Below are 24,784 nucleotides of genomic sequence, written 5' to 3'. Positions count from 1 at the left end.
TAGTTGGTGCGGATTGCGGATGTGCCGGAACGATCATTTATGATTGTCCAGCCCTTCAAGCAAATATCGGCGACTCATGTGATGATGGAAATGCTGACACTGAAAACGACGTAGTTGGTGCGGATTGTGAATGTGCCGGAACAATCATCTCTTGTACAGTTCCTGATTTTGACTTTACTGTAACAAATGACTGTGAGGCTGACAATTATGATGTTTCTGCTCTTCTTTCAGATTTTGGTACAAGTAGCGTTATTACCATTTACCTAACAAGATCTGATGCTGTACCTGTTAATCCGGTTGCATTAATTTCCTTCCTGGAAGGAGCGTCTGTAAGCATTATTAATAATGTACCTTTTGGTGTTACAGTTACTGCTTCTATTGAAGGTTCAAATCCGGCTTGTAATCTTTCAAATAGCTTTACTCAACTCATTTGTCCTCCAGTATACGATTGTCCTGCTCTCCAAGCAAACATTGGGGATGCTTGTGATGATGGTGATGCTTCAACTGTGAATGATGTGATCGGTGAAGATTGTAACTGTGCAGGCGAGAGTCTGATACCAGTTAATGATCTTCCTTGTGATGCGATTCGTCTTGAATGTGCGAGTTCAGTTTCAGGATCAACAGAATTCGCGACATCAGACAATGAGCCTATTGGATTTTGTGGAACAACACCAAGCGCTCCAGGTGTTTGGTACTCTTTGATTGGAACAGGAGCTGAAACAACAGTTAGCCTTTGTGGTTCTGATTATGACACCAAATTAAATATTTATACAGGATTATGTGATGACTTGGTATGTGTTACCGGTAATGATGATCTTTTCAGCGCATGTGGTGCCGGAAATAATTCACAAGTCACATTTGATGGCGCAGTTGGAACTGAATACTTCATTTTTATAAATGGATTTTCCGGTGATGTTGGAGATTTTGCTCTCGCTATAACTTGTGTTGAGTTCGAGTGCCCTGAAGCTCTCGCTAATATTGGCGATACTTGTGACGATGGAGACCCTACAACAACAGGTGATATAGTTGGAACGGACTGTGTATGTGCGGGTACACCAATTGTATTGCCGAATAATGATGAGTGCGCAGGAGCATTAGAAATTCTTGTAGATTCTGATCCCGTTACGGGAGATAATACGTCTGCAACTGGCAACGATATCGTTATTAATTGTGGCGAATTCAGTGAAACTGCAACACAGTCAGATCTATGGTGGTTCTTTACAGCACCAGATCCCGACCAGCAAATAGTCATTGAAACATTTGCGGGAACAAATAATGACACTCAGTTACAATTATTTGACGCTTGTGGAGGAGAGGTGATCGCTTGTAATGACGATGGTGGATCAGGCTTAATGTCACGCATCACAATTCCTTGCAGTACGTTAACACCTGGATTGGACTACTATATACAGGTTGACGGATACGGTTCTAACGTGGGAACATTTGAGCTATCTGTAACAACTCTACCTTGTGCACCGACGACCTGCGAATTCATTGAATATGATTTAGTGGTTACCGGCGGTGGTTTTCCTAATGAGATTGATTGGACACTTACAGATTTAACCGAGAATGTAGTAGCAAGTGGTGGTGCTCCAACAGAAGGCAGCTTGTGTTTAGAAGATGACTGCTATGTACTTAATCTGTCCGATTCATTTGGAGATGGATGGAATGGTGCAGAATTCACTCTTTCCTCTAACGGATCAGTCGTAGCAGGACCATTCACTTTAGATGGCGGTTTTTCAGGCAGTGTTCAATTTAGCTTAGGTGAAGCTTCTTGTCCGGATTTAACACCTGAAAATGATGATTGTGCAGATGCAGCAGCAATAGCTTGTGGTGATACATTAGTTGGAAATACTACTGGAGCAACAGCTTCTGGTTTAGACACAGAATGTAGTGGTTCCAGTTCATCTGATGCGAGAGATTTATTCTATACTTTCGAAGCAGATGGAACAAGCGACTATAATGTAAGCTTAGGTCAACCAGCAGGATCATTTGGTTTTGATGGTGTATTATTTGTTTATTCAGGTTCTTGTGATGATTTTACAAGTCTGGGTTGTTCAGATTCAGGAAGTATTGAAGAAGTAGAATTGCTCGCTCTGGCAGCAGGAACTTACACAATCAGACTATTTGATTATTCAGGAACAGCTGCATTTACACTTTCGTTAGAATGTATTCCAAACGAAGGTTTCGACTGTCCAATTCTTGAAGGAAATATCGGCGACTCATGTGACGATGGAGATGATACTACAGTGAATGATGTACTTGATGGAGAGTGTAATTGTGTAGGAACTCCTATGGCAAATGCAATAGTAACGAGTACCATTCCAAATTGGAATGCCACTTGTGCTGCGAGAAATGTAACCGTAAAACTGATGAAATATGATATTAATGGGAATCAAGTGATCAGTACTTTCGTAGAGACGCTTAATGACGATGGTAGTTTTGCTTTAACCAATGAATGCCCTGCCGGAACATACGACATTCTATTTAAAGTAGATGGTGGACTTGCCGTGCTAAGCGAAGACGTAACATTGGTTCCAGGCTTGAACATTTTAACAACAGAGTCGGTCCTACTCGGAGATATTAACAATGACAACCGTGTAAACCTTCTTGATATTTCTGCTCTTGGAGCTGGCTTTGGTTCTGTAACCGGAAATAGCAACTTTAACTTCCTTGCAGATTTGAATTGCGATGGAAATATCGGAATTATAGATGTTTCGATAATCAACAATCGATTTGGTATGATAGGCGATAAATTTGAAGCTTCAGGAGCTTCTGCGCTACCAACCGAATAGAATTATTGATTTAAACTCAATAAAAAGTAAGGAGCTGCACTTGTGCAGCTCCTTTTCTTTTTTGAAATATATTCTGAATGATAATACATTTCTGAAATAATATTTAAGAAGTAACCCATATTCACAGATTTGGCTGAAGCAAAAGGATGGAAATGGTCATTCCACTTCGCTCCACCATAATTCGCCGGAAGGCAAGCCATCTAAATTAAATACCCTACCCAATTCAGGCATTGCACTACTTAAATTTTTCTTCTTTGCTTCAAGCGAAAATCGCTATACAGATTCTTTCCAATCATGAAGCGCAAGTAGTAAAAGCACCCCAGTGAATTGGTCCCGCTCTTGATGCCCTGGCATCGATTACGGCTTGAACGGACTCTTCCGGAAACATGTGGATAGCGTGCCAAAGTTTGTTGAATTGACCACATTCCACAAAGGCCCAATCAAAAGGCCCCAATTTCTCACCTATTTCTTTAAAGTGAGCCCCATATCCGCTATCGCCACTCCAATAAATACGTTCTGAAGTCGATATAAATGTATAGCCACCACAAAGTTACTTTCACCTATCAGTGAGGCCGCGACCGGATAAATGCCGAGATGGTACGAAAGTTATAACGACATCTGAAATATTCGTTTCTTCCCACCAGTCCATTTGCATGATTTTCTCGGAAGACACTCCCCACCTCTCTAAATGCCTTGCTACACCTAGAGGAACAAAAAAATGATTTACCTTTTCTTTCAGCCTTTTGATGCTCCTATAATCAGGATGATCATAATGATAGTGCGATATAAACACCGCATCTATTGGCGGAAGCTGATCAATAATAGCAAGTGTGTTTTTACTATACCGTGCTGATTTGACAGGCGCCACAGGAGTAGTATCATCTCCAAACAAAGGATCTATAAGGAAATTCTGTCCACCAATTTTTAGCAGGGCAACCGAATGCCCAAACCAGATTATTTTATTTTGGATGCCATCGTTTTGCCATGAAATGGAATCGAAAGAAGAAACCTCAAGGGCATTATTTGGGCGGCGACCTTCCGTATTGGTAAATTGATTTTTGAGAAGTCCGGGCATATTGCTCAAGCCAAACTCCATTTAGTATTGAGTAATGTGTATTGGGTATTGAGTATTGAGTATTGAGTATTGAGTATTGGGTATTGGGTATTGAGTATTGAGTATTGAGTATTGGGTATTGAGTATTGGGTATTGGGTATTGGGTATTGGGTATTGGGTATTGAGTATTGGGTATTGGGTATTGAGTATTGGGTATTGAGTATTGAGTATTGGGTATTGGGTATTGGGTAATGGGTATTGGGTATTGGGTATTGTAAAAAGCATAAAAGTATTCTATTGGCATCAAATGATTTGATAGGGCTCATTCTTAAATTCAATATGGTAAAAGGAAATAGTGATCTGAAGACAAGTTGAGAGGACCTAACTTTGATTTAAATTAGAGTTAAACAACCCGAATATTGATCTGTTGTTTAAGCGTATAAAAGATTTAAAAAAAATAGAAATGGATAAGTGGATTGATATCATAAAGTACGCAAATAACGGCAATGCGAAACCCGATAAACGCGTTGAGAAAACGGAGCAAGAGTGGAAAGCCATTCTGACCACGGAGCAGTATAGAGTAACAAGGCAACAGGGCACTGAACAAGCTCACAGTTCTGATATGTGCAGTAAGTTTGAGCCGGGTATTTACGCTTGTGTTTGTTGTAAAACCAAGCTTTTTGATGCAAATGAAAAATTTGAGAGTGGAACGGGATGGCCGTCATTTACGCAGCCATTAAAGAAAAATGTAATTAACTACATTAAAGATACCGCCTATGGTATGGTGCGGGTTGAAACCACCTGCAGTACTTGCGATGCGCATTTGGGACATGTATTTCCTGATGGCCCGGAACCCAGTGGTTTGCGCTATTGTATGAATGCTGTAGCTCTTGAAAGAGTTGCCGAAAGTGAGCATAAAATTGTATTTGGTGGCGGATGCTACTGGTGTACCGAGGCGATGTTTTCTGAATTGAGTGGCGTACTGGATGTAAAAAGTGGCTTTAGTGGTGGAAATATTGCGAATCCGACTTATCGGGAAGTATGCAGTGGTCGCACCGGTCATGCCGAAGTAATTGAGCTAACGTATGATCCTGAAGTNNCATTGGCTTTAAGGAGTTGATAGAAATGCATTTACTAACGCATGATCCTACTACGCTAAACCGTCAGGGAGGAGATGTAGGAACGCAATACCGAAGTGTGATTTTTTATAAAACCGAACAGGAAAAAACAGAGATCGAGGCTGTTCTTAACGAGTATAAAGACGCTTTCCCTGAAAAGATTCAAACCGAGGTAAAACCCTTTGATGTGTTTTATGAAGCGGAAGAAGAACATCAGGAGTATTATGCCAACAACAGTGAGGCAGCTTATTGCCAAGCGGTTATTAGTCCAAAGCTCAAAAAGTTACGAGATAAATTTCAATCAAAATTAAAATCGGCTACACCGGTTTAATTTTCTGCATTAAAATACGAATAGAAAGCACCGTCGTTTTTAGGCGGTGCTTTTGTTTTAAAAAAGATGATGATATTTGACCAAAATTAATTTATTGACACCAATGGAGCTTCGCACCGTAACCGTAACCAGATACATCATGCCATTGCGTGAAGGCGGTTCATTGCCTGCACTCGCCGAGGCTGACGATGATTTTAAATACGTTCTTAAATTTCGCGGTGCCGGCCATGGTGTAAAGGCATTGATTGCAGAATTACTTGGTGGAGAAATAGCCCGCACTTTGGGTTTACGTGTCCCAGAGCTGGTTTTTGCTAATCTTGATCCCGCTTTTGGACGAACCGAAGGCGATGAAGAGATACAGGATTTATTAAAAAAGAGCCAAGGATTAAACTTGGGGCTCCATTTTCTTTCCGGCGCTATTACTTATGACCCTGCTGCTGGGGAAGTCAATCCACGACTCGCTTCTGAAATCGTTTGGCTGGACGCCTATACCACTAATATTGACCGAACGGTGCGCAATACAAATATGCTCATGTGGCATAAAGAATTATGGCTTATTGATCACGGCGCTACATTTTACTTCCATCACAGCTGGGATAATTGGGAAAAGCATTCAACAAGCGCCTTTGAACTAATAAAAGACCATGTGCTCTTGTCTGCAGCTTCTGAATTGGATGCGGTGAATACCGATTTTAAATTAAAACTAAGTGCTGAAAAATTACGCGAAATTGTAAATCTGATTCCTGACGACTGGTTGCAGTGGGAAGATTTAGATTTGAAACCAGAGGAAATTAGAGAAGTCTATTTTCAATTTCTTACAGGGCGCCTTGTGCATTCTGAAACCTTTGTAAATGAAGCGAAAAATGCACGAGCCTAAGTTTTACGAATACGCGATTATCAGACTTGTGCCCCGTGTTGAAAGGCATGAGTTTCTGAATGTGGGTCTTATCTTGTTTTCCAAAGAAGCGAAATATCTCAAAGCGCGCACATCTTTAAATGAAGAAAAACTATCTTGTTTTGATTCTGAACTGGATTTGCAGGAGATTAGTCAAAATTTACAATCTTTCAGTGCAGTTTGCTCTGGCCATAAGAGCGGTGGCCCGATGGCGCATGATGATCTTCCCTCCCGCTTCCGATGGCTTACTGCCATGCGTAGCTCATCCATTCAAACATCCAGACCTCATGTAGGATCTAGTCGCGATTTAGATGCAACTTTTGAAAGACTATTTAAGGAAATGGTTTTGTAACCGGAATTAGTAATTCTCTTTTTGTTTACTTTTTCAGAGTCAATCAAGAAAGCGATGGGCTAATTTGAATGATCATTTAGTTTCTTCACAATCTGCGATTTAGCTCTATCGGCATATACACCATAGGAATTTACGATAACTCCTTTTATTTCGTGCTTTTTTGACGAGATACCATACACAATCGATTCGTCTGAAGGGTTTGTCATACCATCAAATCGGTAAACTTCATCAATCTCAAAATCATCTGGCGAAAGCTCCATTGTTGGAGAATGACATATGAGACAATCCTTTTCAGCAGAAAGCGATAAATTAGCAGTATAGCCGCGTTTTACTAAATCATTAATTGCCTGGCTTGAAGTGTCAAATCCTTTGTGTGTCATTTTAAGAAAGATTTATATTGCGTTGCAAAAATTGCAGCGAGAGTAGTGACAGTTCCCACTCGCTTTGATCAAAGTTACTCATTATTTTATGAATTAATCGGCTCGATGTTGCGGCAAAAATGAAGAAAGGATTTTATTGGCTATTTTGTATTCGTCGATGATTCCTTTGAAAAGAGTAAGGTTAAACGGATCTGATTGATCCAAAGCTATTTTTTCCGTCCCGTAAAGTGCTCCATCGTTTTGTAGATGCCCAATACGCTATCGGCAATCCAGTCAAACCAATTAATGGGCAGAATTGCTTGAGATAAACGCGTGATACGGTATATATATCCAGGCAGTGTTACCATCTTCTTATTGTTTTCTATGGCTGTAATAATTGTAAGTGAAGCCGCTTCGGGATTGAGAATGGGCAGTTTAGATTTCACTCCGTCAAACATGCCGGTATTGATGTAATATGGCATAATAGTAGTTACGTTCACGTTCTTTTTCAGCTGTTTCATTTCAAGTCTAACACTGTCAGACCATCCAATAAGCGACCACTTGCTTGCAGCATAAACCGACATTTTAGGGTTGGAAATTAATCCGCCTGAAGAGGCGATATTGCAAATATGACCGGAATCTTGTGCAATCATATCATCCAGAAATTCTCCAGTTATTGTCATTGGAGCGATGGCATTTATTTCCATTGTTTTTAAAATATCTTCAGTAGAATGCTCATGAAAAAACTTGCCAACAATGATTCCCGCATTGTTAATCAAGATATCTACGGTTCCGATATCGTGTTTTACTTTTTCCGCCGAAGCTTTGATCTGGCTTATGATTGAGACATCTAATTGATAACCAGTGATTTTACCCTTTACCGAAAACGCGGAAATAGTTTCGTCAATACCTGTCTGGTTCAAATCCCAGATAATCACCGTTGCATTTCGCTCCAGACATAAGCGGCACATTATTCTACCAATTCCCGAAGCCCCGCCGGTTATCAAAACTACTTTATTCTGAAAGCTATTCATATTCAATATTTGAGATTTTTATTCAATCTATTTCTCACAAAACAGATTCGTTCATTTCAATAGCAAGCCTTAAATACTTATTTCCATTTAACTCAAATCTATCAATTATTTCCCATCCAATTTTTTTATGTGCCTGGGATGAAATTTCATTTACCGGATTAGTAAATGTAACTGAAATAGGAAATCGCTTTACGAATTCCACACGCATCTCTTCAATAATGAGATTTATTACTCCTTTTCCTATATTCCCTCTCTTCTGAAATTCATAAAAGTCACAAAATCACTTTATTACCTTCCGAGAAATAAACCCGTTATTATTTTGAATAGAAACGATATAAACCCCTTTTGAAAAACCTGACATATTAACTTTTATAACACCGTTATTTTGTTGTTTTGAAAACACAACTTGACCCAAGGAATTGTATATGTTTATAGAACTTTTTTTCAAAAGGGTAATTGTCAACTCATCGATCACCATGGTGGGAAAAACTGAAAAGTCATTTACATTTATCTCATTCGTGCCTGTTGTATTAATCTCTTCAATTTTTACGTCATCAAGAAAATAAAATGCACCATAAGTTCCGGGAGCACCTGAACTCAAAGGGTTTTCTATTGTATTTGTAGCGTTATCGTTGTAAAAGTTGCCAATGGTTATGTACGCGTAATCATCTTCTGCCCAAATAGTATCAGAAATTAGAACCCAGTTAACCGCATCGTCAATAAAGTCTTCTGCAACAATTTGCGGTGAATAATTTAATGGATCCGAACTACCTGAATTAATTTGATATGCAGATAAATATGCCCCAATTTTATCAATAGATTTTTCCATAGAGTCTGCTAACGACACATAAAATTCAACACGGTATGTATGTCCTGCAATCATTGGTGTAATTAATTCGGTCTGCACATATTGTCTTTGGTTTAAATCGGAAATTGTGTACAGCCAGAGACCAACCATAACATTTCCGCTGTGCGGAATTTGGCTGCCTTTTATTCCTATTGGCCCATCATAAAGACTTGTTGGTTGATGATTGTAACATGTGTCAGCGTTATTTGTGAAAAACACCTGGGGAGCACCACCGCTAGGATTTATCCAGTCAATCATTGTGCCGTTAAACTCAGACGACCACATTATTCCGCAAAACTCATTTGAATAAATCTCAAACCCCGGATTTGGAACTAAGTTTTGTCCCTGACAAAAGTTAATTGTCAAGAAAAAGAAGCCTGCAATTTTGAGAGTATTTTTCATTGTGTAGGTTTTTGGTTAATTCGTTGTGATCCGTTATTTCATAGAAAAAACATCAAGATACTATTTATTGAATTGCAAACACCGATTTATTCAAGTTTCCCATTTGTGATTACAATGAATTTACGCTATTCACCTTAGTACTTTACGGTTAACGCCGTATTTAATTCAACCCTTTCCATACGTTAATTTGCATAACAAACCATTATTGATAAACTATGGAAAACACAACCAAAGTAAATGATCCCAAATTAACCACACGGGAAATAGAAATCTTACAGCTAATAGCTACGGGCTATTCAAATACAAATATTGGTACTGTGCTAAATATTAGTCCACGGACTGTTAGCGCACACCGCAACAACATTCGGCGTAAGCTGCATGTAAATAATATAGCAGGACTGGTGCGCTATGCCCTTCTAAAAAACTTAATACAATGAGAATTCGTTTTCCGATAAGAGCATAGATAATAGTTTTTATAGGCACAGCTTAAAGTACAAAGGGGAATTGAAAACATTTTGTGATGGTGAAAATGTTTACGAGAAAAAACCATTACTCGTTTGCATACGGAACCTAAAAGTTAATACTAAAACAACCTATTAACAAAAAAGACGAAACAACGAGTTTCGCCTTTTTGTAATATGATTTTTATATTTTAGTCTATTGGGTCTAATTTATATACCGATCTAAAGTTTGAATTATCGCTTACGGTAACACCCAAGTCATTTATAAGGCCGTTGTGTATGTCGTAAGCCCAACCATGCAGATGCGGTCGTTGACGTTCTTTCCAGGAATTTTGAATAATAGAGGTATGAGCAAGTCCATTAATCTGCTCAATTACGTTCAGTTCCACAAATCGTTTGAATCGCTCTGTGCGGTTAGTAATTGCGTCGAGTTCAAGGTGGTGAATGCGATAAACATCTTTTATGTGTAAAACCCAGTTGTCAATAAGCCCAAATTGCTGGTTTCCCATTGCTGCTTCCACTCCACCACATCCGTAGTGGCCGCATACGATTACGTGTTGCACTTTAAGCACGTTTACAGCATAATCGAGCGTGCTGAGCATATTCATATCAGAATGCACCACCATATTCGCAATATTTCTATGTACGAATACCTCGCCGGCTTGGGTGCCTGTAATTTCATTTGCAGGTACCCGGCTATCGGCGCAGCCTATCCAGAATAGCGGAGGCTTTTGTCCCGAAGCGAGTTTATTAAAGAAATCGCTGTCTTCCTGTAATTTTGTTTCTACCCATTTACGGTTGTTTAGAATTAGTTGTTGATAAAAATCAGGCATATGTTCTTTTTAAGTTTAGTTTTAATTCGGTATATTATTTTGTTTTCTCTATTAGTACGCGCACTCAATATACTTAAATTCTTAGAATCACGATGAAATATAGGCTTAATTTTGAAAATCTCAGTGGAGGGAATCAAATGTGACTGCCGATTACCGCAGAGGATATGGCGACATTTATTTTCTAAAAGATATTTTTTACGAGAAGTGCTCAATACATATAAATTTAGGACATAATATTAGGGTCATAACTCAATTTAAAAGAAAATTGTTTAAAAAAAATACAGTAAAAACACCCAAATTTCTTTACGAAATAAATATATCACACTGATATTCAATCGGTTAAGCAAATCAAAAAATATTTTCACTCTCAATTTTTAGGTTTAATATCATTGGGATCAGCGCCGGGTTTAAAGCCTTTAGGAATAGCCATGTCATTACCATCGCGCTCGGCGCGGTAATGCGGTGACATGATTTCAACTCCAGCATTCGCGAAACTATCTTGTATTCGGCTGTGTAATTCAGAATAAATTTTTGAAGAAAAACCAGCCTGTTTTGTGTACATATTAATCTGATAGCTTACATAAAAATCATCCAGGCTGGTCTGAAGAACAAATGGAGCCGGATATTTGCTGATATATTCTGTATTTGTGGCGGAATCAATCAGCAATTCATGCACTTTTCGCCACGGTACATCATAGCCGATAGTTACAGTACTGTGCAAAACGAGACCGAGGGAATCGGCATTCGAAGAATAATTTATCGTACTTCCGTTAAGAATTGCCGAATTTGGAATACTAATATCTTCATTCTTTATAGTTTTGACTCTGGTAACAAGTAAATTTTTTGACATTACATCTCCGGTAGTATCCCCAATTTTTACGCGGTCGCCCAGCTTAAATGGTCTCATATAGGTTATAACCAATCCGGCGATAATATTGCTAACCGCACTTGTTGAGCCTAAGGAAATGAGTATCCCTAAAAACACGCTTACGCCTTTGAATACAGGCGAATCACTACCGGGTAAATACGGAAAAATAGCAATAAACGAGAAGGCAAAAATGATTATGCTCACCAAGTTAAATGTGGGCTTGGCCCAATCGGCATAAAAGCCCGGTACCACAATATTTTCATTCTCAATTTCGCGTGCCACCACTTTCAAGAAACGCGTTACATAGTAAGCTACCACGATTATTACCGCAATGGTTATCATTTCGGGGATATATCCCAAAAACCCAAGAACGATAGATTTTACAGGATTTATAATGTATCCAAACAATTGATTTGCCAGATTTTCGGTTGCCGGAAAAATGCTGAAAATCGTCGGTAGCGCGATATATACGATAAGGATTATCAAAATCCATTTTATACCTTTTAAAACCAGACGTAAGACTTGCTTTTCTCTTTCAGGAGTCAGCACTTCAATTTGTTTAATTTTAATCCCCGAAATGTACTTGCTACTTCGTTCTACAAGCCTTATATTCAATGCAGTAAAACCTCTGTTCATATATTTTATTCCCAAAAAGAGAATAATAAAAACCAAAATTAGAAGACCAAATCGTTTCATGTTGTTATAAACGCCAAAGTGATCTCTATAGGCTGCGAGGCTTTCAACAATCTGCTCCCTATAGGTCTGGATTATTTTGCCGCGTGCCTCATTTATCCAAAAACCGTCAGTATCTGTAACACTCAGTATAATAATCTCCTCATAACTAATGTCATCACTTTCGGCTCCTGTTGTTACTACGAGTTTATCTGGATCAAAATCATCTCTGTCTCCGAGCATTTTCAGTTTATGTGCTATACTTTCTGCACGTTGCGACGGTCCAAAAGGTCCCAGCTTTGAGTATATGTAGAAAAGTGTATCATCATTTAAAATCAATGGTACGCCCAGATTTACTGCCCGCAGGGAATCAACCTGATGCTGAACCATAATTTTTTGCTCTGCCTTCCTTCTATTTAATGAATCAATTTTGGCCTGAAGAGTTTGCCTACGCACTATTTCTGAATTTTGAAGCCTGTCAATCTCTTCTTCAAGTGCAACGGCGCGTAGACTATCAATACGCTGAATAGAGTCTGAAAATTCCATTAGCTGCTCCGTCCGATTTTGATTAGAAGTAAGGCTACTATCAAGATTTTCCACTTTTAACTCCTGACCTGAAGAGATGGACGAAGCAAGTAAATAGAAGATAACAAATAAAGACCCTAGGAGATTATTCATATATGTGACAGTAAATTGGTTTCAAATATGATTAAAAAACGCGGAACTACAACCAATAATATTTTGAGGTCTCTCTACAACACTTTACCATGATGTGTGGAAAAAGTCCACAGTCTCATACACCAAGATTATAATTTAAAAAAGTATTTATGATGTATAACCCTCTATTAAACTGACCCTTATATCATCACCAGAAATTTACATTTATTACTGGTACGTTAATGGCAAACAGTTCGCATATCTTAAAAACCACAACACAAATTACCCATGAAAAGAACCAGAAGTAGAATAGGCAGCCTTAAGGATCGCGTAAAATCCGGAACAAAAAAAACAATGAATAGTCTTAATGGAGGCATTGAAAAAATGGAGCAAGACTACGAATTGGTTTTTAAGGTTAAGAAGAGTCATCTTTAATAAGCCGAATGCTTTTTAGGAAATCAACTATAGTCGTTGATTTTCATGATTTTGGCTGTTCATTTTTTTATTAGCGCACAAAATCTGTAATCAGGTAAGCAATTAGTTTTCCCACGCAAATCATTTCATCGGGTTTTCCGGCATCGGGTGCTGCTTCACAAATGTGTAGGTATTTAAGTTGTTCATTTCTACTAAAGAGATAACTCAACCTGCGCACCTGCTCTACACTGAGACCTGAAGGTGTAAGCGCACTAGTTGGAATATTTTCCATTACATCGCAATCAATTTCCAATCCGAAAGAGGCATTATTGTCTGAAACAAATTTGAGTGCCCGCTGTGCTTCTGAATAAAAGTTTCTTTCGCATCGCACTTCCAGCTGCTCATAGGTATTGTACTCCACATGCTCGGCCCATTCGTCAATCTTTTTCGAAATAGCTTCGGAAATGTAATTCTCGTGCAATCCAAAAATAAAATAGCGCTTTAAAAAACCTTCGTCATAGGCGTAAGTAAATCCGTTTCCGCTATGTCGGTACTCCTGAGGACGCAGGTCAGCATGAGCATCAATATTTATGGCATTCATTGCTGTACCCAAAGCTTTCCCAGAACCTTTTAGCATTCCATAAGCATTGTTATGTCCGCCACCAATTGCAATTGGAATCTTACCGGCAGCTACGATTTTTTCTACAAGTATACTTACTACATCATCAATTTCACAAACAGTTTGGTGCAAATCTGCCGGGTTGTAACCTGCCTTAAGATTTAGCTCATTTAGCAATTCTGAAAAATCGAGATTCCCGAGCAAAACAACATCTTCTGCCCTATTATATCTATTGTACTGCACATTTAGCAGTGCATTAAGTGTAGCGCGCCAGGCATTATCTGCACCATGGCGTCCGTGGTTTGCCAATACGCCGGCATCTTCGGTAATTCCAAAGAGAATGTATTTAGAATTAGTAGACCGCAATTGTTCCACAAGGTCAATATCAGGAGAGAAAAAAGTAATATTCTTGCTCCATACCACCGCCCCTTTACGCACATTTTCATAGGGAGCTAGATCGGCATGTGTATATATTTTGAGATACTTTTTCATAATTAAAAATAGCAAAGGTAAGCGATTGAGATTCTATTGATATAAACATTTGCATCAGCCATCAACAATAGCGAAGACTTTCTGTTAGATATTAGAATTTTAAAGATCAGGTGGTTTCCCAAATGGAGTTTGATATTGTTATAGTCGGTGCTGGGCCCGCCGGAAGTACGGTAGCACGAAAAGTAGCTGCCGCAGGTTTTTCTGTCCTAATTGTAGATAAACGGCAAGAGCTCGGCTCGCCCATTCAATGTAGCGGTGCTGTAAGCCGCCATGCTCTTTTAGAGAACGGTGTAGAACCTGATACTGAATTTATTCACGAGCCTATTTATGGGTTTAAAATAATGAATGGCCTTGGCGGCGAAAAAGAAATTGACTATCGCAAGCTTAAGCCAAATGTCTATGGAACTCAGGAAGGCGCAAACCCGCTGGGCTACGTAGTTGACCGAAGGCGATTTGACCGCTACTTGCTTACTCAAGCCGAGAGAGCCGGAGCAAAAGCCTGGCTAAAGGCTGAAGCTATTGGTTATGAGCAGGCTGGCGATGACGTAATTATTTCGATAAAACATTACAATAAGATTGAGCGGGTAAAGACAGAAATAATTATCGGAGCAGATGGCTTGCGCTCTCAGGTAGGAAAGTGGGCTGGAATCAAAACACACATTAAATTAAAAGAGCTTGCTAGTTGCCTGCAATTTGTGGTTGATGGCGTAGAAACTAACGGCCTTTTGGAATTAATAACCGGAAGTCAAACTGCGCCAGGCGGCTATGGTTGGGTTTTTCCAAAAGGAAATGGATATGCCGAAATTGGTCTGGGAATTATTGCGCCTTACACCAATGTAAATGCGCAAGTCCATCTGGATCGTTTTATCAAAAATTCGTTCCTTTCTCACCGCTTTAAGAATGCGCGTTTACTTGAAGTGCAAGGTGGAGGCGTTCCACTTGCTTCGCCTTTGAAAAAGCAATTTGCCAGAAATATTATTCTTGTTGGCGATGCCGCCCGGCATGTAAATCCTATAACCGGCGGCGGAATACATACTGCCCTAAGTGGCGGAACGGTAGCTGCAGAGTTTCTCATTAAGCATTTGCCATCAGGCGATGATAATTCTGAAAAAAATCTTGCGGAATATCAGGACAATTGGCTCGAGGCTTTTGGCAATCAAATGTGGAAACTCTACGATGTGAAAAAGAAGATTTTTAAAGAAAAAGATATCACTATTCAGGACAAGAAATTATTTGAAACGATGGGCAATTATTTCAGTCCCAACAGCGATTACAAAAAGATATGAAAAAGCCGGTGATTTTTGATATAGGATGGAATGCATGCATAAACTGTGGTGCCTGCATAGCTGTTTGTCCTCAACCGGCAGGTTTTGTAAGCGATTTTGATACAATAGCTGTAAATACACCTTGTGAAATAGCCTGTATGAAATGTGAAGATATTTGTCCGGTGAGTACCATATCGCATTTGGTTGTGGCGGCCCAAGAAAATCCGCACAAATAATAAATCAGGGTAGATGTTGCTTGCCGCAGAGACGTTGCATGCAACGTCTGTACAATATTGCATGCAATGCCTGTGAAATATTGCAAAAACAAATCAAAAATTATTTCCACAATTGAAATAATAAAACGATCTTTGCGCCCCTAAATTAATGATAGGAGTTTCGAACTCCACAACAATTAATAACAACATATGCCAGTAAAAATTAGATTATCTCGCCAAGGAAAAAAAGGACATCCTTATTTTCACATAGTAGTGGCGGACGCTCGCGCACCGCGTGACGGAAAGTACATTGAGCGTCTTGGATTTTACAATCCAAACACCGACCCTGCAACCATTGAAGTGGATGTGGATGGAGCGGTAAAATGGCTCGAAAATGGAGCACAACCAACTGATACAGCTCGCGCTATATTGAGTTACAAAGGTGTGCTTTACAAAAATCACCTGATGAAAGGTGTTAAAAAAGGTGCTTTTGACGAAGCTGAAGCCGAAAAACGCTTCGAAGCTTGGACGAAGGAGAAACAAGATAAAATAGAGAATAAAGTCTCTAATCTTGCATCTGCTGAAACCAAAGCTGCTGCTGAAAGAATGCAAGCTGAAACTGAGAAAAATGAAGCACGCCGCGCTGCAATTGCTGCCGCAAACGCTCCAGCACCGGTTGAAGAAGAAGCTGCAGAAGCAACTGACACTCCAGAAGCGGTAGCCGATACGCCCGAAGCTGTAGCTGATACGCCAAGCGAAGAAGCGAAAGCAATAGTAGGCAAAGACCCGGAAGTAACTGTGGCTGAAGCCGAAGAAACTGTATCTGAAGCTGAAGAAAAAGTAGAAGCAAAAGAAGAAACTCCTGCAAAAGAAGAAAAAGCAGAAGAGACTAAAGCTGAAGCGAAAGAAGAAGCTCCTGCAAAAGAAGAAAAAGCTGAAGAGCCTAAAGCACAAGAAGCTCCTGCTGAAAAAGAAGAAGAAGAAGAGAAAAAATAATTTTCTTAACCTTGATATTAAAACCCCTGGCTATGTCGTTCTTGATGATTTGCCAGGGGTTTTTTAATTACTACGATCCGAATTGTGAATACTTAATTCAAACCGTTTTATGATTATTTCGAAAGATAATTGCTTCCAACTGGGCTACATCAGCAAAACGCAAGGTTTTAAAGGTGGCTTAATTGCTTTTTTTGATGTGGACGACACCAGGAAATACGCAAAGCTCGGCCATATATTGGTTGAACTAAACGGTGTACTAACTCCCTTTTTTTTGGAAACAGTAAATTTAAAAGACAAAAATTTTGTACATTTAAAAATTGAAGGAGTTGACAATCAAGATGCGGCAAATGAGCTGGCCGGAAACGATATTTATCTTCCGCTTGAAGATTTGCCAAAGCTGAAAGACGATGCGTATTATTTGCACGATTTAATAGGTATGACGGTAATTGACGCTACGCAGGGTGAAGTAGGCATTGTAGAAAAAGTGCTCGATTACAACAACAATCCACTTTTGCAAGTAATGCAGAATACGGATGAGATTTTGATTCCTCTAATTGACAATTTTGTGAAACAGGTTGATAAAAAGGCAAAAACAATTCATATTGATGTGCCTGAAGATCTTCTCGATATTAACAAGGCTTGAGCAAACCTTTTACATTTAAGCAATTTACAGTTAGCCAGGAATATGCGCTTATGAAAGTAGGCACCGACGGTGTATTACTTGGCGCCTGGTGTACGTGCGAAAACGCAAAAACAGCTCTTGACATTGGCACCGGAACCGGCCTTATTGCCCTCATGCTCGCGCAGCGCAATAGCAATTTAAGCATTACAGCCATCGAGCCAAATGACCGTGCTATACAAGATGCTGCTCCAAATTTTGAAAATTCTGATTGGCATGACAGAATTGTTCTCCATAAAGCTAATTTGAACACTTTTAAGGCCACTGATCAAAAATTTGATTTGATTGTGGCAAATCCGCCCTTTTTTAAAAACTCGCTGAGAACTCCTGATGCCGATAGAACTATGGCCAGGCATATTGATGATTTTAGTCCTCGCGCATTTGCGGAAGCAGCTATGAACTGCTTAAACCCAAAGGGGGTCTTGTCGGGGATTTATCCCATAGATTCTTTTGAAGAGTTTGATCATGCCGCATCGGTCGTCGGATTAATCCCTTCGCGCTTGTGTGCAGTGCGGCCCACCCCCGAAAAACCAGCTCACCGCATGCTCTTTGAGTATTCATTCGCCGAAAGGCAAACCACCCTAATTGAAGAGCTAATAATAGAAGAAAACGGCAGGCACAATTACAGCAAGCCATACAGAGAATTGACCCGCGAATTTTACCTAAGTTTTTAAAAGTGGTTTGTGAACTATAATTATTTGGAAGTGGAATTTTGTATTAAGGAATACCATTATATTTGAATTGTATAAAACACTTCGCGAGAATTATCTTATCTTGCACCAAATTGTTTTGAAATTTTAGCCAATGGCAGCAGCGAGAAATTATGCTTTAGTTTTGATTTTATTAGTTTCATCTTTAACCAGTTGCAAAGATGATAACCCATCAGATAACTTTGGCGACGGGTCGGGATTAAAAGGTAAAATTAACGTTCAAAATGAATTTCAACAGCCTCTCTACAATGAGCGAAGTGGAATTAAAGTATTTCTGGAAGTTGGTTTTCGAGATTTTGAAGTAGTAGCCGACAATGTAGGTAATTGGCAGCTCGCGGGCGCTCCGGTAGGTGCATACACTATAACATACAGCAAAGAAGGCTACAGCACAATTGTACGAGACGATATTGTATTGAGTTATACCAACCCAAATTATCAACTTGATAATAGATTTCAAAAGTTACCATCAGTAACCATTACGAAGCTTCCACTTACCGATTTTACAGATTTTGAGCTTGCTCTTAATTCTACTCCCGTTGGGCAAGACACTGTTTATACGCTTAACCTTTCGGCAACGATGCTTCCGGCTCCCCCTCCTACCGGACAGGCAAAAGGGTACCGCCTTTTTATAGGCGAAGATGAAGATGTATCTCCTACAAATTACATTTATCAGGAGTATGAGGCGACTACCACAGCGGCCATAAGCAAAACATATAATAACGAGTGGTTTACAAGCTTGGGACTTAGCTCTGGAGATGCGATTTACGCAGCTATTTACGGCGATGTGTCATTTAATCTTGAAGTGGTTGCCGATAGCGTAATGACTTTTCCAAATTTATCGGCACTGCCTGGCGGGATGGCTTCTGTGGTGCTTCCTTAGTTTCAATAGGCAATTAGCAATTGGCAATTGGCAGTTAGCACTATCAATTGGCAATTAGCAATTAGCGCCAAAGAACTCTCCATTTCAACTAACGCAATTTAGATGGAGTTTAGACCCCAAAGTTAACTTAGTGGTTCTGTCTCAGGGGATTTTTAGGATGAATGGATTTATTGCTCAATGCCCATCTCTGTTTACCGGACCAAAGGAATAGTGACCTAAAGCCTAGCTAAAAACTAAACACTAAAAACTAAAAACTAAAAGCTAAACACTAAACACTAAACACTAAAAACTCAATCATTACTACTCACCGGCATATCGCGTTCTTCAAAACGGATTCCGAAACTCTCTAATTCATTTAGAATGGGTTCGTAGATATCTTTGGTAACGGGAGCGTGCACACCGGGTGCGGTTATGGTACCATTAAGAACCAATTTTGCAGCTATTGCCATAGGAAGACCTACAGTTTTGGCCATAGCCGTGCGGGGCTCATCATCGCCAATAACGACCATGCTTGAGTGAATTTCCTTTTCGGCAGCATCTCCATTATCGCGCGTTCTAATCTTGTGCCACATTACAATCATATCTTTATCGCCGGGCTTTAAAGACCATTTTTTCTCCAGAATTTTTTGGAGTATCTGAGCAGGAGTTCCCGGTTTTTTTAATCCAATGGGCTCATCGTCAAAAATTCCAATCCATTGCAATTTGTCAAATACATCGCCATCCTGATCGAGCTTCATGTAGTATTGAAGTTTAAGCTCTACACTGTCGTGCTCGTTGTATTTCAAAAAGCTATTGGTGAAGTCGCGATGGGTCATATTCATGCTATCTTCCATAATATAAGAATCATCGGTCATGCCTATTTGCACAAAAATATCCCATGAGCGGCAAAACCCTTTGCGTCGCAAGGTTCCGCGAAAAATGGTTGGCACCCCTTCCAGATTGTACAAGTCTCTGTAGCTTAGCGAATCGCGGTTGGCATAGCCCTCAAAAAGTCCGTATCCGGGAATTTCGATCACCTCGGTTCTTCTGAAAACTTTTTGGTAGGGAATATATTTAAACTTGCCGTTGTGTTTAAATTTCACAGCTCCCCCCTGGCCTGCGAGAACCACATTTCGCGGATTCCAGGTAAACTTGTAATTCCATGGATTGTTGTCGCTTTCTGGAGCTACAAGTCCGCCGGTAAAACTTTCAAAGCAGGTAATTTCCTTTCCTTTGCTGCGCATATCGTCCAGCAAGCGCATGGCGCTCATGTGGTCAATCCCGGGATCTACACCAAGCTCATTTAAGAAAATGAGACCGGCATCTTTTACTTTTTGATCCATTTTGCGCATATCGTCAGAAATATAGCTCGGAGTAACCAGATTTTTCTTCAAAGCCAGACAATCCTTTGCTACGAGGGTATGCAAAAAGGCCGGCAACATGCTTATAACCAAATCGTGCTTTTCAATAAGTGCAGCGCGTTGCGCATCAATGGTGGCATCGAGCTCTACGGCAGATGCGGCATTGGTACTACCTATCATTTTTTTGGCGTGTGCCACATCGGCATCAGCCACAGTAATATGCCAGTTTTCAGCTGCTGCGTGATCCAATAAATAATCTATTAAAACGATGGCCGATCTCCCGGCTCCTATAACCAATATCTTTTTCATCAATAACGCACTTTTTGGCTGTGCAGGCGCGAAGGTAGAACTCTTTGTAAACACTGGAAAACAATGCGCAAAACTTCTTTTTCAACAAGCCGTATGTAAAAGTTCATTTTCTAATTTGGCACATCACTTGTAATATACCCTTTCAAAATCTATTTTCGCCTAACCTAAAGCCATGATTAAAAAGCTACAAATTAAGTTTTTCTTTTATCGTTTCACCGCATTTGGTGATGCTTTTGCAAATGGTAAATACACTTGGCTAAGACCTAAGCTTTCAATTGGATTGGCTATTTTATTTATAGGCGGTTTTATTTTAGCAGGTTGCAATGGTTCTAAAGGTTTGGCTAAGAAAGGTGGTAAATTGCAAGAAGCCGGACTTTACAGCGACGCAGCCTTGTTTTACTACAATTCGCTTTTAAAAAACAACAACAATGTAGATGCGCGTATTGGCCTCACCTCTACCGGTCAACGCGTTTTGAACGATAAACTAGCCGAATTTTCGCGGGCAAAAACCATTGACGACCACAAAAAAGCTGTTTACAGCTATTTGGATGCCCTCGCCTACCGAGAAAAAATAGAGAGACTGGGTATTTCACTAACAGCACCTGATTATCTCGCCGATGATTTTAAAGAAGCCAAGAGCGTATATCTAAAACGTCTTTACAACCGCGGAAATGATCTCATGGCTGAGAAAAAATTTGACGAGGCCAATTCAGTTTTTAGCGAATTAACAAGGCTTGAACCAAACTATAAAGACGTAAAAGAGCTTAAAAATGTATCGCAGAATGAGCCAATTTATCTTGGCGCCACTACCCTTTTCGACAATCGCGAATACCGAAAAGCTTATTACGAATTTGATGGAATTTACAACCGCGATCCAAATTATAAGGACGTTTCTATTCTGCGCAGCGAATGTCTTGACAAAGGCCAATATCCTGTTGCCGTAGTGCCATTTGACAATGCCAGTGGCAAGCGTGATATAGAAAAAAGAGTTCAGGCATTTGTCCTTACCGACCTCGCCTCTATCAACGATCCGTTTTTAAAAATTATTGAGCGCGAGAATATGGAGATGATTCTGCAAGAGCAGCGTCTTAGCTTGAGTGGTGTAGTAAACGAGCAGACAGCGGCACAAGTAGGTAACTTGCTTGGCGCCAAGGCTATAATTACCGGAACGGTTTTATCATATTCCCAAAAGCCGGGCAGAATGGTAATCCGCGATAAGGAAGCTTATGAAGGATATCAGGTAAAGCTGTACAACAAGGAAGAGGACAGGAATTACTATGAAACTCGCTATAAAGCAGTTTCTTACAAGGAGTATTACAATACCAATGAGGTTTCAATCTCGTTTCAATACAAGGCTATTTCGCTTGAATCTGGAGAAGTTTTGTTTTCAAAAGTGGTGAATAAGAATCTAGATTCACAGGTTTACTACGGGGTATATCCAGGTGAAATTAAGAGCCTTTATCCGGCCGGAAAAGACGGCGTGATTACTGCAAGCCGGGATCGGAATCAGCTTATAAGCCTTATGCGCGCTTCACGCGAAATAAAATCTGTAGAGCAACTTTCTAATGAGGCATACGCTGCTGTGGCGAATGCTCTATCACAAGATTTGATTAACCAGATAAACAAACTATGAGAGCGTTTATCGGATTATTTATCGTCTTGGTTCTATTGGGTTGCAACGCCAATAAGCAAACTGCAGGAAATACTCAGGAGCCCCCTCCGCCGGGTTGGGTCGCCAGCAGGCCGCTAAACTCTGCCTATTACACAGGTATAGGTGTGGCACCAAAAACGGTGGGCACGAATTATCAGCGCACAGCAAAAGAAAATGCATTGAGCGATTTGGCATCGGAAATAAAGGTGAACGTTAATTCCAATTCGCTTTTATACACGCTGGAGACAAATGCGAAATTTGAACAGGAATTTAAAGAATCAATCCGCACCCGAACCGATTTGAATCTGGAAGATTTTGAAATTGTGGATACCTGGGAAGATGGAAATAGCTATTGGGTTTATTATAGATTAAATAAATTGGCTTACGCCGAAAAGTTGCAGGCAAAGAAAAATACGGCCCAGCAACTCGCACTAGATTTTTTGGCTAAAGCCGAATCTGCTCGAAATAATTCAAGTTATGCCATATCAGTCGATTATTATCTGCGGGGCTTGCAGGCATTGGAGAACTTCTGGAATGAAGACAATACCGTAGCCTATCAGGGAAATACTATTCTGCTTGACAATAGCCTGTTTACGGGTTTAAAAGATCAACTAAACCAAGCGAGAATCCAGTTTGAAAGTCCGATTGAACTCAGTTTTCAAAATTCGTTTAAAACGAAGGCAGATTTGTTGGTGACGACATCGGGTGGTGCGCCACTAGAATCTGTGCCCCTGGCTTATGACTATTTTGGCACGTATGGTCGCCATCGTGGAAAAGTAGCCACCAATGCCGATGGGCGCGCCACAATTTCGGTAATTGAAGCTGACAAAGAGCGAGGTGACAACTCCATTCGCGTAAGCGTAGATACAGAATTGATGTTTGAGCCATTTCAAACAGACAAGTTTATGAAGAAGCTTACTGAAACGATGCGTGGTACGGATATGCAGAAAGCAATTATATACAAGCCACCTTCTGTTTATTTGATTTCGAAAGAAGAAAATCTCGGCAGAAGTATGGATAGTGAACCTATTGCATCAGCGATTATTACTTCGCTCGGACGCAGGGGTATAACCTTTGCAAACAGCAAAACCAGTGCCGACATTATACTAAAACTGGATGCAGATACCAAAAAATCAGGGACAGAACAGGGTTTTTACACATCGGTATTGACTGTAAATATTGAAGTTACCGAATCTATTTCTGGCGAAAGCCGTTACAAAGTGAGTAAGAATAATATGAAAGGTGTAGATTTAAACTTTGAAAAAGCTGGATTGAAAGCGTATCAAAGCTTTACCCGAAATATAGAATCTGAACTCATTAGAACCCTTGTAAACGACTTGTTTTAAAATAATTACAACTTTGGCACAATTTCTGAAAACAAATATCTAAACAATAAAACAAAACCATCATGAATTTACAACGACACAACATTAGCCGATTTGCCTTACTGGCATTTTTATCGATTGCCGTATTGACCGGCTGCAAGAAAAACAAGGATATAAAAGCTCCTGAAGGAGAAGTATTGATAAGCGAATACTGCAGTGGAGAAGAGTTTTTTAGCAATGGCGAATTTTTTAGAGCCAATGGTCTTGGCGAAAGTATGGATCAGGCTACAGCCAAGAAGAAGGCGCTTAGCAATGCACGTGCAGATCTCGCTTCTGCCATTAACACTACCATTAAAGGAACGATTGACAACTACGTAAACTCGCGTGAGATGAACAATAAGGAAGAAGTGGAAGAACGCTTTGAAGGCCTAACCCGCGAAGTAATCAATCAGGAACTCAAAGGCACAAAAACCATTTGCCAAAAGGCGGTAAAGGTAACTGACAGCGGAAACTATAAATATTATGTAGCACTTGAGCTTAGCGGACAAGATTTAATCTCTGCAATGAACGAGCGACTGGGAAGCGATGAAAAGTTGAAAATTGATTATGATTACGAGAAGTTTAAAGAGACTTTTAATGAGGAAATGAATAAAATGAAAAAGTAATATTTTCTTTTTTTAGATTTGAAAAGCCGCTGAGAAGCGGCTTTTTTTTTGTGGGTTTTAGTGTCCCCGGCGGCTGTTGGTGTTTAGTGATTGGTTTTTTATTTTTGTGCGATTTGCTAAAGGTAATGACGATAAATGTCATTATGAATCATCAATTTATCGGATTTTTGGTTTTATAGCGGGATGGATTTCACGCTTTTTAAGTTTTGGTGCGGTTCTCGCTGATGCCTTGTCGTTTTCATTTTATTTAATGTAAGAAAGTTCATTGGGAATCCATACTTTTAGGAAATTGATACTTTTAGAGAATCCATGCTTTCAAAAGGGTGATTTTATAAAACAATTAAAAAAGTGAGACCTAACGTTTTCGAATAATCAATACTTCATCATCCGAAAAGACCATCCATGCCAGGTCGTAGACATAATGAAATGTTTTATTTCGTGAGTTTACATAGATGTGGGTGTGATAGTTGAACTTGAATTTCTTTTTCTCCAGCACATTTCTGTACACTTTAATTTGTGATTTGCTCTTTCCGAGAATTTCAAGCA

The 24,784-nt window shown here is 39.8% G+C and carries 26 protein-coding genes and 1 pseudogene; 16 read left to right on the top strand and 11 right to left on the bottom strand.

The annotated features are described in order from the left end of the window. The coding region (locus G3O08_RS18350) for a dockerin type I domain-containing protein (RefSeq protein ID WP_204336937.1) at positions 1–2,795 on the top strand (2,795 nt) is incomplete at its 5' end. Between the two features lie 292 nt (positions 2,796–3,087). Here G3O08_RS18350 and G3O08_RS18340 read toward each other — a convergent pair. Then, positions 3,088–3,870, bottom strand: a pseudogene (locus G3O08_RS18340) (MBL fold metallo-hydrolase). Positions 3,871–3,875: 5 nt separating this feature from the next. Then, positions 3,876–4,175, bottom strand: coding sequence for a hypothetical protein (locus G3O08_RS18335; RefSeq protein ID WP_163286907.1), 300 nt, complete (start codon positions 4,173–4,175; stop codon positions 3,876–3,878). A 137-nt stretch (positions 4,176–4,312) separates the two neighbouring features. Between G3O08_RS18335 and msrB the strand changes: the two genes are divergently transcribed. From msrB to G3O08_RS18315, 4 genes are all read left to right on the top strand, one after another. Then, positions 4,313–4,969, top strand: a complete 657-nt coding sequence (gene msrB / locus G3O08_RS18330; RefSeq protein WP_163286906.1) for a peptide-methionine (R)-S-oxide reductase MsrB — start codon at positions 4,313–4,315, stop codon at positions 4,967–4,969. A 5-nt stretch (positions 4,970–4,974) separates the two neighbouring features. After that, a complete protein-coding gene (locus G3O08_RS18325; protein WP_163286905.1) occupies positions 4,975–5,298 on the top strand; it encodes a peptide-methionine (S)-S-oxide reductase in 324 nt (107 codons plus the stop codon). Positions 5,299–5,401: 103 nt separating this feature from the next. Further along, positions 5,402–6,175 (top strand): HipA family kinase, encoded by a 774-nt coding sequence (locus G3O08_RS18320; RefSeq protein ID WP_163286911.1) that lies wholly within the window; start codon positions 5,402–5,404, stop codon positions 6,173–6,175. Next, the gene (locus G3O08_RS18315; protein WP_163286910.1) at positions 6,162–6,545 is read left to right on the top strand and encodes a DUF3037 domain-containing protein; all 384 of its coding nucleotides are present in this window, start codon (positions 6,162–6,164) and stop codon (positions 6,543–6,545) included. The genes G3O08_RS18320 and G3O08_RS18315 overlap by 14 nt, the downstream gene beginning before the upstream one ends. 59 nt (positions 6,546–6,604) lie before the next feature. On the opposite strand, the gene G3O08_RS18310 is transcribed toward G3O08_RS18315, so the two are convergent. The 4 genes from G3O08_RS18310 to G3O08_RS18295 form a co-directional block, all read right to left on the bottom strand. Then, complete coding sequence (locus tag G3O08_RS18310) at positions 6,605–6,925, bottom strand: phosphoribosylpyrophosphate synthetase (RefSeq protein WP_163286904.1); 321 nt, start codon at positions 6,923–6,925, stop codon at positions 6,605–6,607. A gap of 206 nt (positions 6,926–7,131) precedes the next feature. Then, entirely contained in the window at positions 7,132–7,938 is an 807-nt protein-coding gene (locus G3O08_RS18305) for an SDR family oxidoreductase (RefSeq protein ID WP_163286903.1), read from the bottom strand. Positions 7,939–7,972: 34 nt separating this feature from the next. Further along, on the bottom strand, positions 7,973–8,146 hold the full coding sequence (locus G3O08_RS18300; protein ID WP_163286902.1) for a hypothetical protein: 174 nt from the start codon (positions 8,144–8,146) through the stop codon (positions 7,973–7,975). A 72-nt stretch (positions 8,147–8,218) separates the two neighbouring features. Further along, positions 8,219–9,187: a T9SS type A sorting domain-containing protein gene (locus G3O08_RS18295; RefSeq protein WP_163286901.1), complete on the bottom strand. Its 969-nt coding sequence runs from the start codon at positions 9,185–9,187 to the stop codon at positions 8,219–8,221. A gap of 215 nt (positions 9,188–9,402) precedes the next feature. On the opposite strand from G3O08_RS18295, the gene G3O08_RS18290 reads away from it, so the two are divergent. Then, positions 9,403–9,624: a response regulator transcription factor gene (locus G3O08_RS18290; protein WP_163286900.1), complete on the top strand. Its 222-nt coding sequence runs from the start codon at positions 9,403–9,405 to the stop codon at positions 9,622–9,624. Between the two features lie 215 nt (positions 9,625–9,839). Here G3O08_RS18290 and can read toward each other — a convergent pair whose 3' ends face one another. After that, positions 9,840–10,481, bottom strand: a complete 642-nt coding sequence (gene can, locus G3O08_RS18285; protein WP_163286899.1) for a carbonate dehydratase — start codon at positions 10,479–10,481, stop codon at positions 9,840–9,842. A 367-nt stretch (positions 10,482–10,848) separates the two neighbouring features. After that, complete coding sequence (locus G3O08_RS18280; RefSeq protein WP_163286898.1) at positions 10,849–12,699, bottom strand: mechanosensitive ion channel family protein; 1,851 nt, start codon at positions 12,697–12,699, stop codon at positions 10,849–10,851. 267 nt (positions 12,700–12,966) lie between these two features. Between G3O08_RS18280 and G3O08_RS18275 the strand changes: the two genes are divergently transcribed. Continuing rightward, the gene (locus G3O08_RS18275; RefSeq protein ID WP_163286897.1) at positions 12,967–13,113 is read left to right on the top strand and encodes a hypothetical protein; all 147 of its coding nucleotides are present in this window, start codon (positions 12,967–12,969) and stop codon (positions 13,111–13,113) included. A gap of 70 nt (positions 13,114–13,183) precedes the next feature. On the opposite strand, the gene G3O08_RS18270 is transcribed toward G3O08_RS18275, so the two are convergent. Beyond that, a complete protein-coding gene (locus G3O08_RS18270) occupies positions 13,184–14,203 on the bottom strand; it encodes a formimidoylglutamase (RefSeq protein WP_163286896.1) in 1,020 nt (339 codons plus the stop codon). 110 nt (positions 14,204–14,313) lie between these two features. Between G3O08_RS18270 and G3O08_RS18265 the strand changes: the two genes are divergently transcribed. The 6 genes from G3O08_RS18265 (at position 14,314) to G3O08_RS18240 (ending at position 18,948) form a co-directional block, all read left to right on the top strand. Continuing rightward, on the top strand, positions 14,314–15,489 hold the full coding sequence (locus G3O08_RS18265; RefSeq protein WP_394352329.1) for a geranylgeranyl reductase family protein: 1,176 nt from the start codon (positions 14,314–14,316) through the stop codon (positions 15,487–15,489). Beyond that, entirely contained in the window at positions 15,486–15,704 is a 219-nt protein-coding gene (locus G3O08_RS18260; RefSeq protein ID WP_163286909.1) for a 4Fe-4S binding protein, read from the top strand. Before G3O08_RS18265 ends, G3O08_RS18260 begins: the two co-directional genes overlap by 4 nt. A gap of 189 nt (positions 15,705–15,893) precedes the next feature. Further along, positions 15,894–16,679: a 30S ribosomal protein S16 gene (locus G3O08_RS21330; protein ID WP_163286894.1), complete on the top strand. Its 786-nt coding sequence runs from the start codon at positions 15,894–15,896 to the stop codon at positions 16,677–16,679. A 109-nt stretch (positions 16,680–16,788) separates the two neighbouring features. Then, complete coding sequence (rimM, locus tag G3O08_RS18250; protein ID WP_163286893.1) at positions 16,789–17,322, top strand: ribosome maturation factor RimM; 534 nt, start codon at positions 16,789–16,791, stop codon at positions 17,320–17,322. After that, the gene (locus G3O08_RS18245) at positions 17,319–18,032 is read left to right on the top strand and encodes a tRNA1(Val) (adenine(37)-N6)-methyltransferase (protein ID WP_163286892.1); all 714 of its coding nucleotides are present in this window, start codon (positions 17,319–17,321) and stop codon (positions 18,030–18,032) included. The genes rimM and G3O08_RS18245 overlap by 4 nt, the downstream gene beginning before the upstream one ends. Before the next feature lie 130 nt (positions 18,033–18,162). Further along, positions 18,163–18,948, top strand: a complete 786-nt coding sequence (locus G3O08_RS18240; RefSeq protein WP_163286891.1) for a carboxypeptidase-like regulatory domain-containing protein — start codon at positions 18,163–18,165, stop codon at positions 18,946–18,948. 290 nt (positions 18,949–19,238) lie between these two features. Here the strand turns inward: G3O08_RS18240 and G3O08_RS18235 are convergent, their stop codons facing one another. Next, a complete protein-coding gene (locus G3O08_RS18235) occupies positions 19,239–20,597 on the bottom strand; it encodes a saccharopine dehydrogenase family protein (RefSeq protein ID WP_163286890.1) in 1,359 nt (452 codons plus the stop codon). A 172-nt stretch (positions 20,598–20,769) separates the two neighbouring features. Here G3O08_RS18235 and G3O08_RS18230 point away from each other — a divergent pair, with 172 nt between their 5' ends. From G3O08_RS18230 to G3O08_RS18220, 3 genes are all read left to right on the top strand, one after another. Continuing rightward, positions 20,770–22,230, top strand: a complete 1,461-nt coding sequence (locus tag G3O08_RS18230; RefSeq protein WP_163286889.1) for a CsgG/HfaB family protein — start codon at positions 20,770–20,772, stop codon at positions 22,228–22,230. After that, positions 22,227–23,594, top strand: coding sequence for an LPP20 family lipoprotein (locus G3O08_RS18225; protein ID WP_163286888.1), 1,368 nt, complete (start codon positions 22,227–22,229; stop codon positions 23,592–23,594). The genes G3O08_RS18230 and G3O08_RS18225 overlap by 4 nt, the downstream gene beginning before the upstream one ends. 62 nt (positions 23,595–23,656) lie before the next feature. Next, positions 23,657–24,238, top strand: coding sequence for an LPP20 family lipoprotein (locus tag G3O08_RS18220; protein WP_163286887.1), 582 nt, complete (start codon positions 23,657–23,659; stop codon positions 24,236–24,238). Positions 24,239–24,593: 355 nt separating this feature from the next. Here G3O08_RS18220 and G3O08_RS18215 read toward each other — a convergent pair. Next, positions 24,594–24,784 (bottom strand): hypothetical protein (locus tag G3O08_RS18215; protein WP_163286886.1); only part of this gene is annotated, 191 nt, incomplete at its 5' end.

Source organism: Cryomorpha ignava (assembly GCF_010686655.1).
In the GTDB taxonomy this organism is placed as follows: domain Bacteria; phylum Bacteroidota; class Bacteroidia; order Flavobacteriales_D; family Cryomorphaceae; genus Cryomorpha; species Cryomorpha ignava.
The sequence above is the reverse complement of the archived record's forward strand: the minus strand, read 5'-3'. Positions and strand labels throughout refer to the sequence as shown.

Bases quoted from the DNA above. Each gene is read 5' to 3' on its own strand.
- G3O08_RS18295 (WP_163286901.1), bottom strand. From the start codon at position 9,187: ATGAAAAATACTCTCAAAATTGCAGGCTTCTTTTTCTTGACAATTAAC.
- G3O08_RS18280 (WP_163286898.1), bottom strand. From the start codon at position 12,699: ATGAATAATCTCCTAGGGTCTTTATTTGTTATCTTCTATTTACTTGCT.
- G3O08_RS18290 (WP_163286900.1), top strand. From the start codon at position 9,403: ATGGAAAACACAACCAAAGTAAATGATCCCAAATTAACCACACGGGAA.
- G3O08_RS18235 (WP_163286890.1), bottom strand. From the start codon at position 20,597: ATGAAAAAGATATTGGTTATAGGAGCCGGGAGATCGGCCATCGTTTTA.
- G3O08_RS18320 (WP_163286911.1), top strand. From the start codon at position 5,402: ATGGAGCTTCGCACCGTAACCGTAACCAGATACATCATGCCATTGCGT.
- G3O08_RS18275 (WP_163286897.1), top strand. From the start codon at position 12,967: ATGAAAAGAACCAGAAGTAGAATAGGCAGCCTTAAGGATCGCGTAAAA.
- G3O08_RS18240 (WP_163286891.1), top strand. From the start codon at position 18,163: ATGGCAGCAGCGAGAAATTATGCTTTAGTTTTGATTTTATTAGTTTCA.
- G3O08_RS18225 (WP_163286888.1), top strand. From the start codon at position 22,227: ATGAGAGCGTTTATCGGATTATTTATCGTCTTGGTTCTATTGGGTTGC.
- can (WP_163286899.1), bottom strand. From the start codon at position 10,481: ATGCCTGATTTTTATCAACAACTAATTCTAAACAACCGTAAATGGGTA.
- G3O08_RS18230 (WP_163286889.1), top strand. From the start codon at position 20,770: ATGATTAAAAAGCTACAAATTAAGTTTTTCTTTTATCGTTTCACCGCA.
- G3O08_RS18315 (WP_163286910.1), top strand. From the start codon at position 6,162: ATGCACGAGCCTAAGTTTTACGAATACGCGATTATCAGACTTGTGCCC.
- G3O08_RS18335 (WP_163286907.1), bottom strand. From the start codon at position 4,175: ATGAGCCCTATCAAATCATTTGATGCCAATAGAATACTTTTATGCTTT.
- G3O08_RS21330 (WP_163286894.1), top strand. From the start codon at position 15,894: ATGCCAGTAAAAATTAGATTATCTCGCCAAGGAAAAAAAGGACATCCT.
- G3O08_RS18260 (WP_163286909.1), top strand. From the start codon at position 15,486: ATGAAAAAGCCGGTGATTTTTGATATAGGATGGAATGCATGCATAAAC.
- G3O08_RS18300 (WP_163286902.1), bottom strand. From the start codon at position 8,146: ATGCGTGTGGAATTCGTAAAGCGATTTCCTATTTCAGTTACATTTACT.
- G3O08_RS18310 (WP_163286904.1), bottom strand. From the start codon at position 6,925: ATGACACACAAAGGATTTGACACTTCAAGCCAGGCAATTAATGATTTA.
- rimM (WP_163286893.1), top strand. From the start codon at position 16,789: ATGATTATTTCGAAAGATAATTGCTTCCAACTGGGCTACATCAGCAAA.
- G3O08_RS18270 (WP_163286896.1), bottom strand. From the start codon at position 14,203: ATGAAAAAGTATCTCAAAATATATACACATGCCGATCTAGCTCCCTAT.
- G3O08_RS18325 (WP_163286905.1), top strand. From the start codon at position 4,975: ATGCATTTACTAACGCATGATCCTACTACGCTAAACCGTCAGGGAGGA.
- G3O08_RS18305 (WP_163286903.1), bottom strand. From the start codon at position 7,938: ATGAATAGCTTTCAGAATAAAGTAGTTTTGATAACCGGCGGGGCTTCG.
- G3O08_RS18220 (WP_163286887.1), top strand. From the start codon at position 23,657: ATGAATTTACAACGACACAACATTAGCCGATTTGCCTTACTGGCATTT.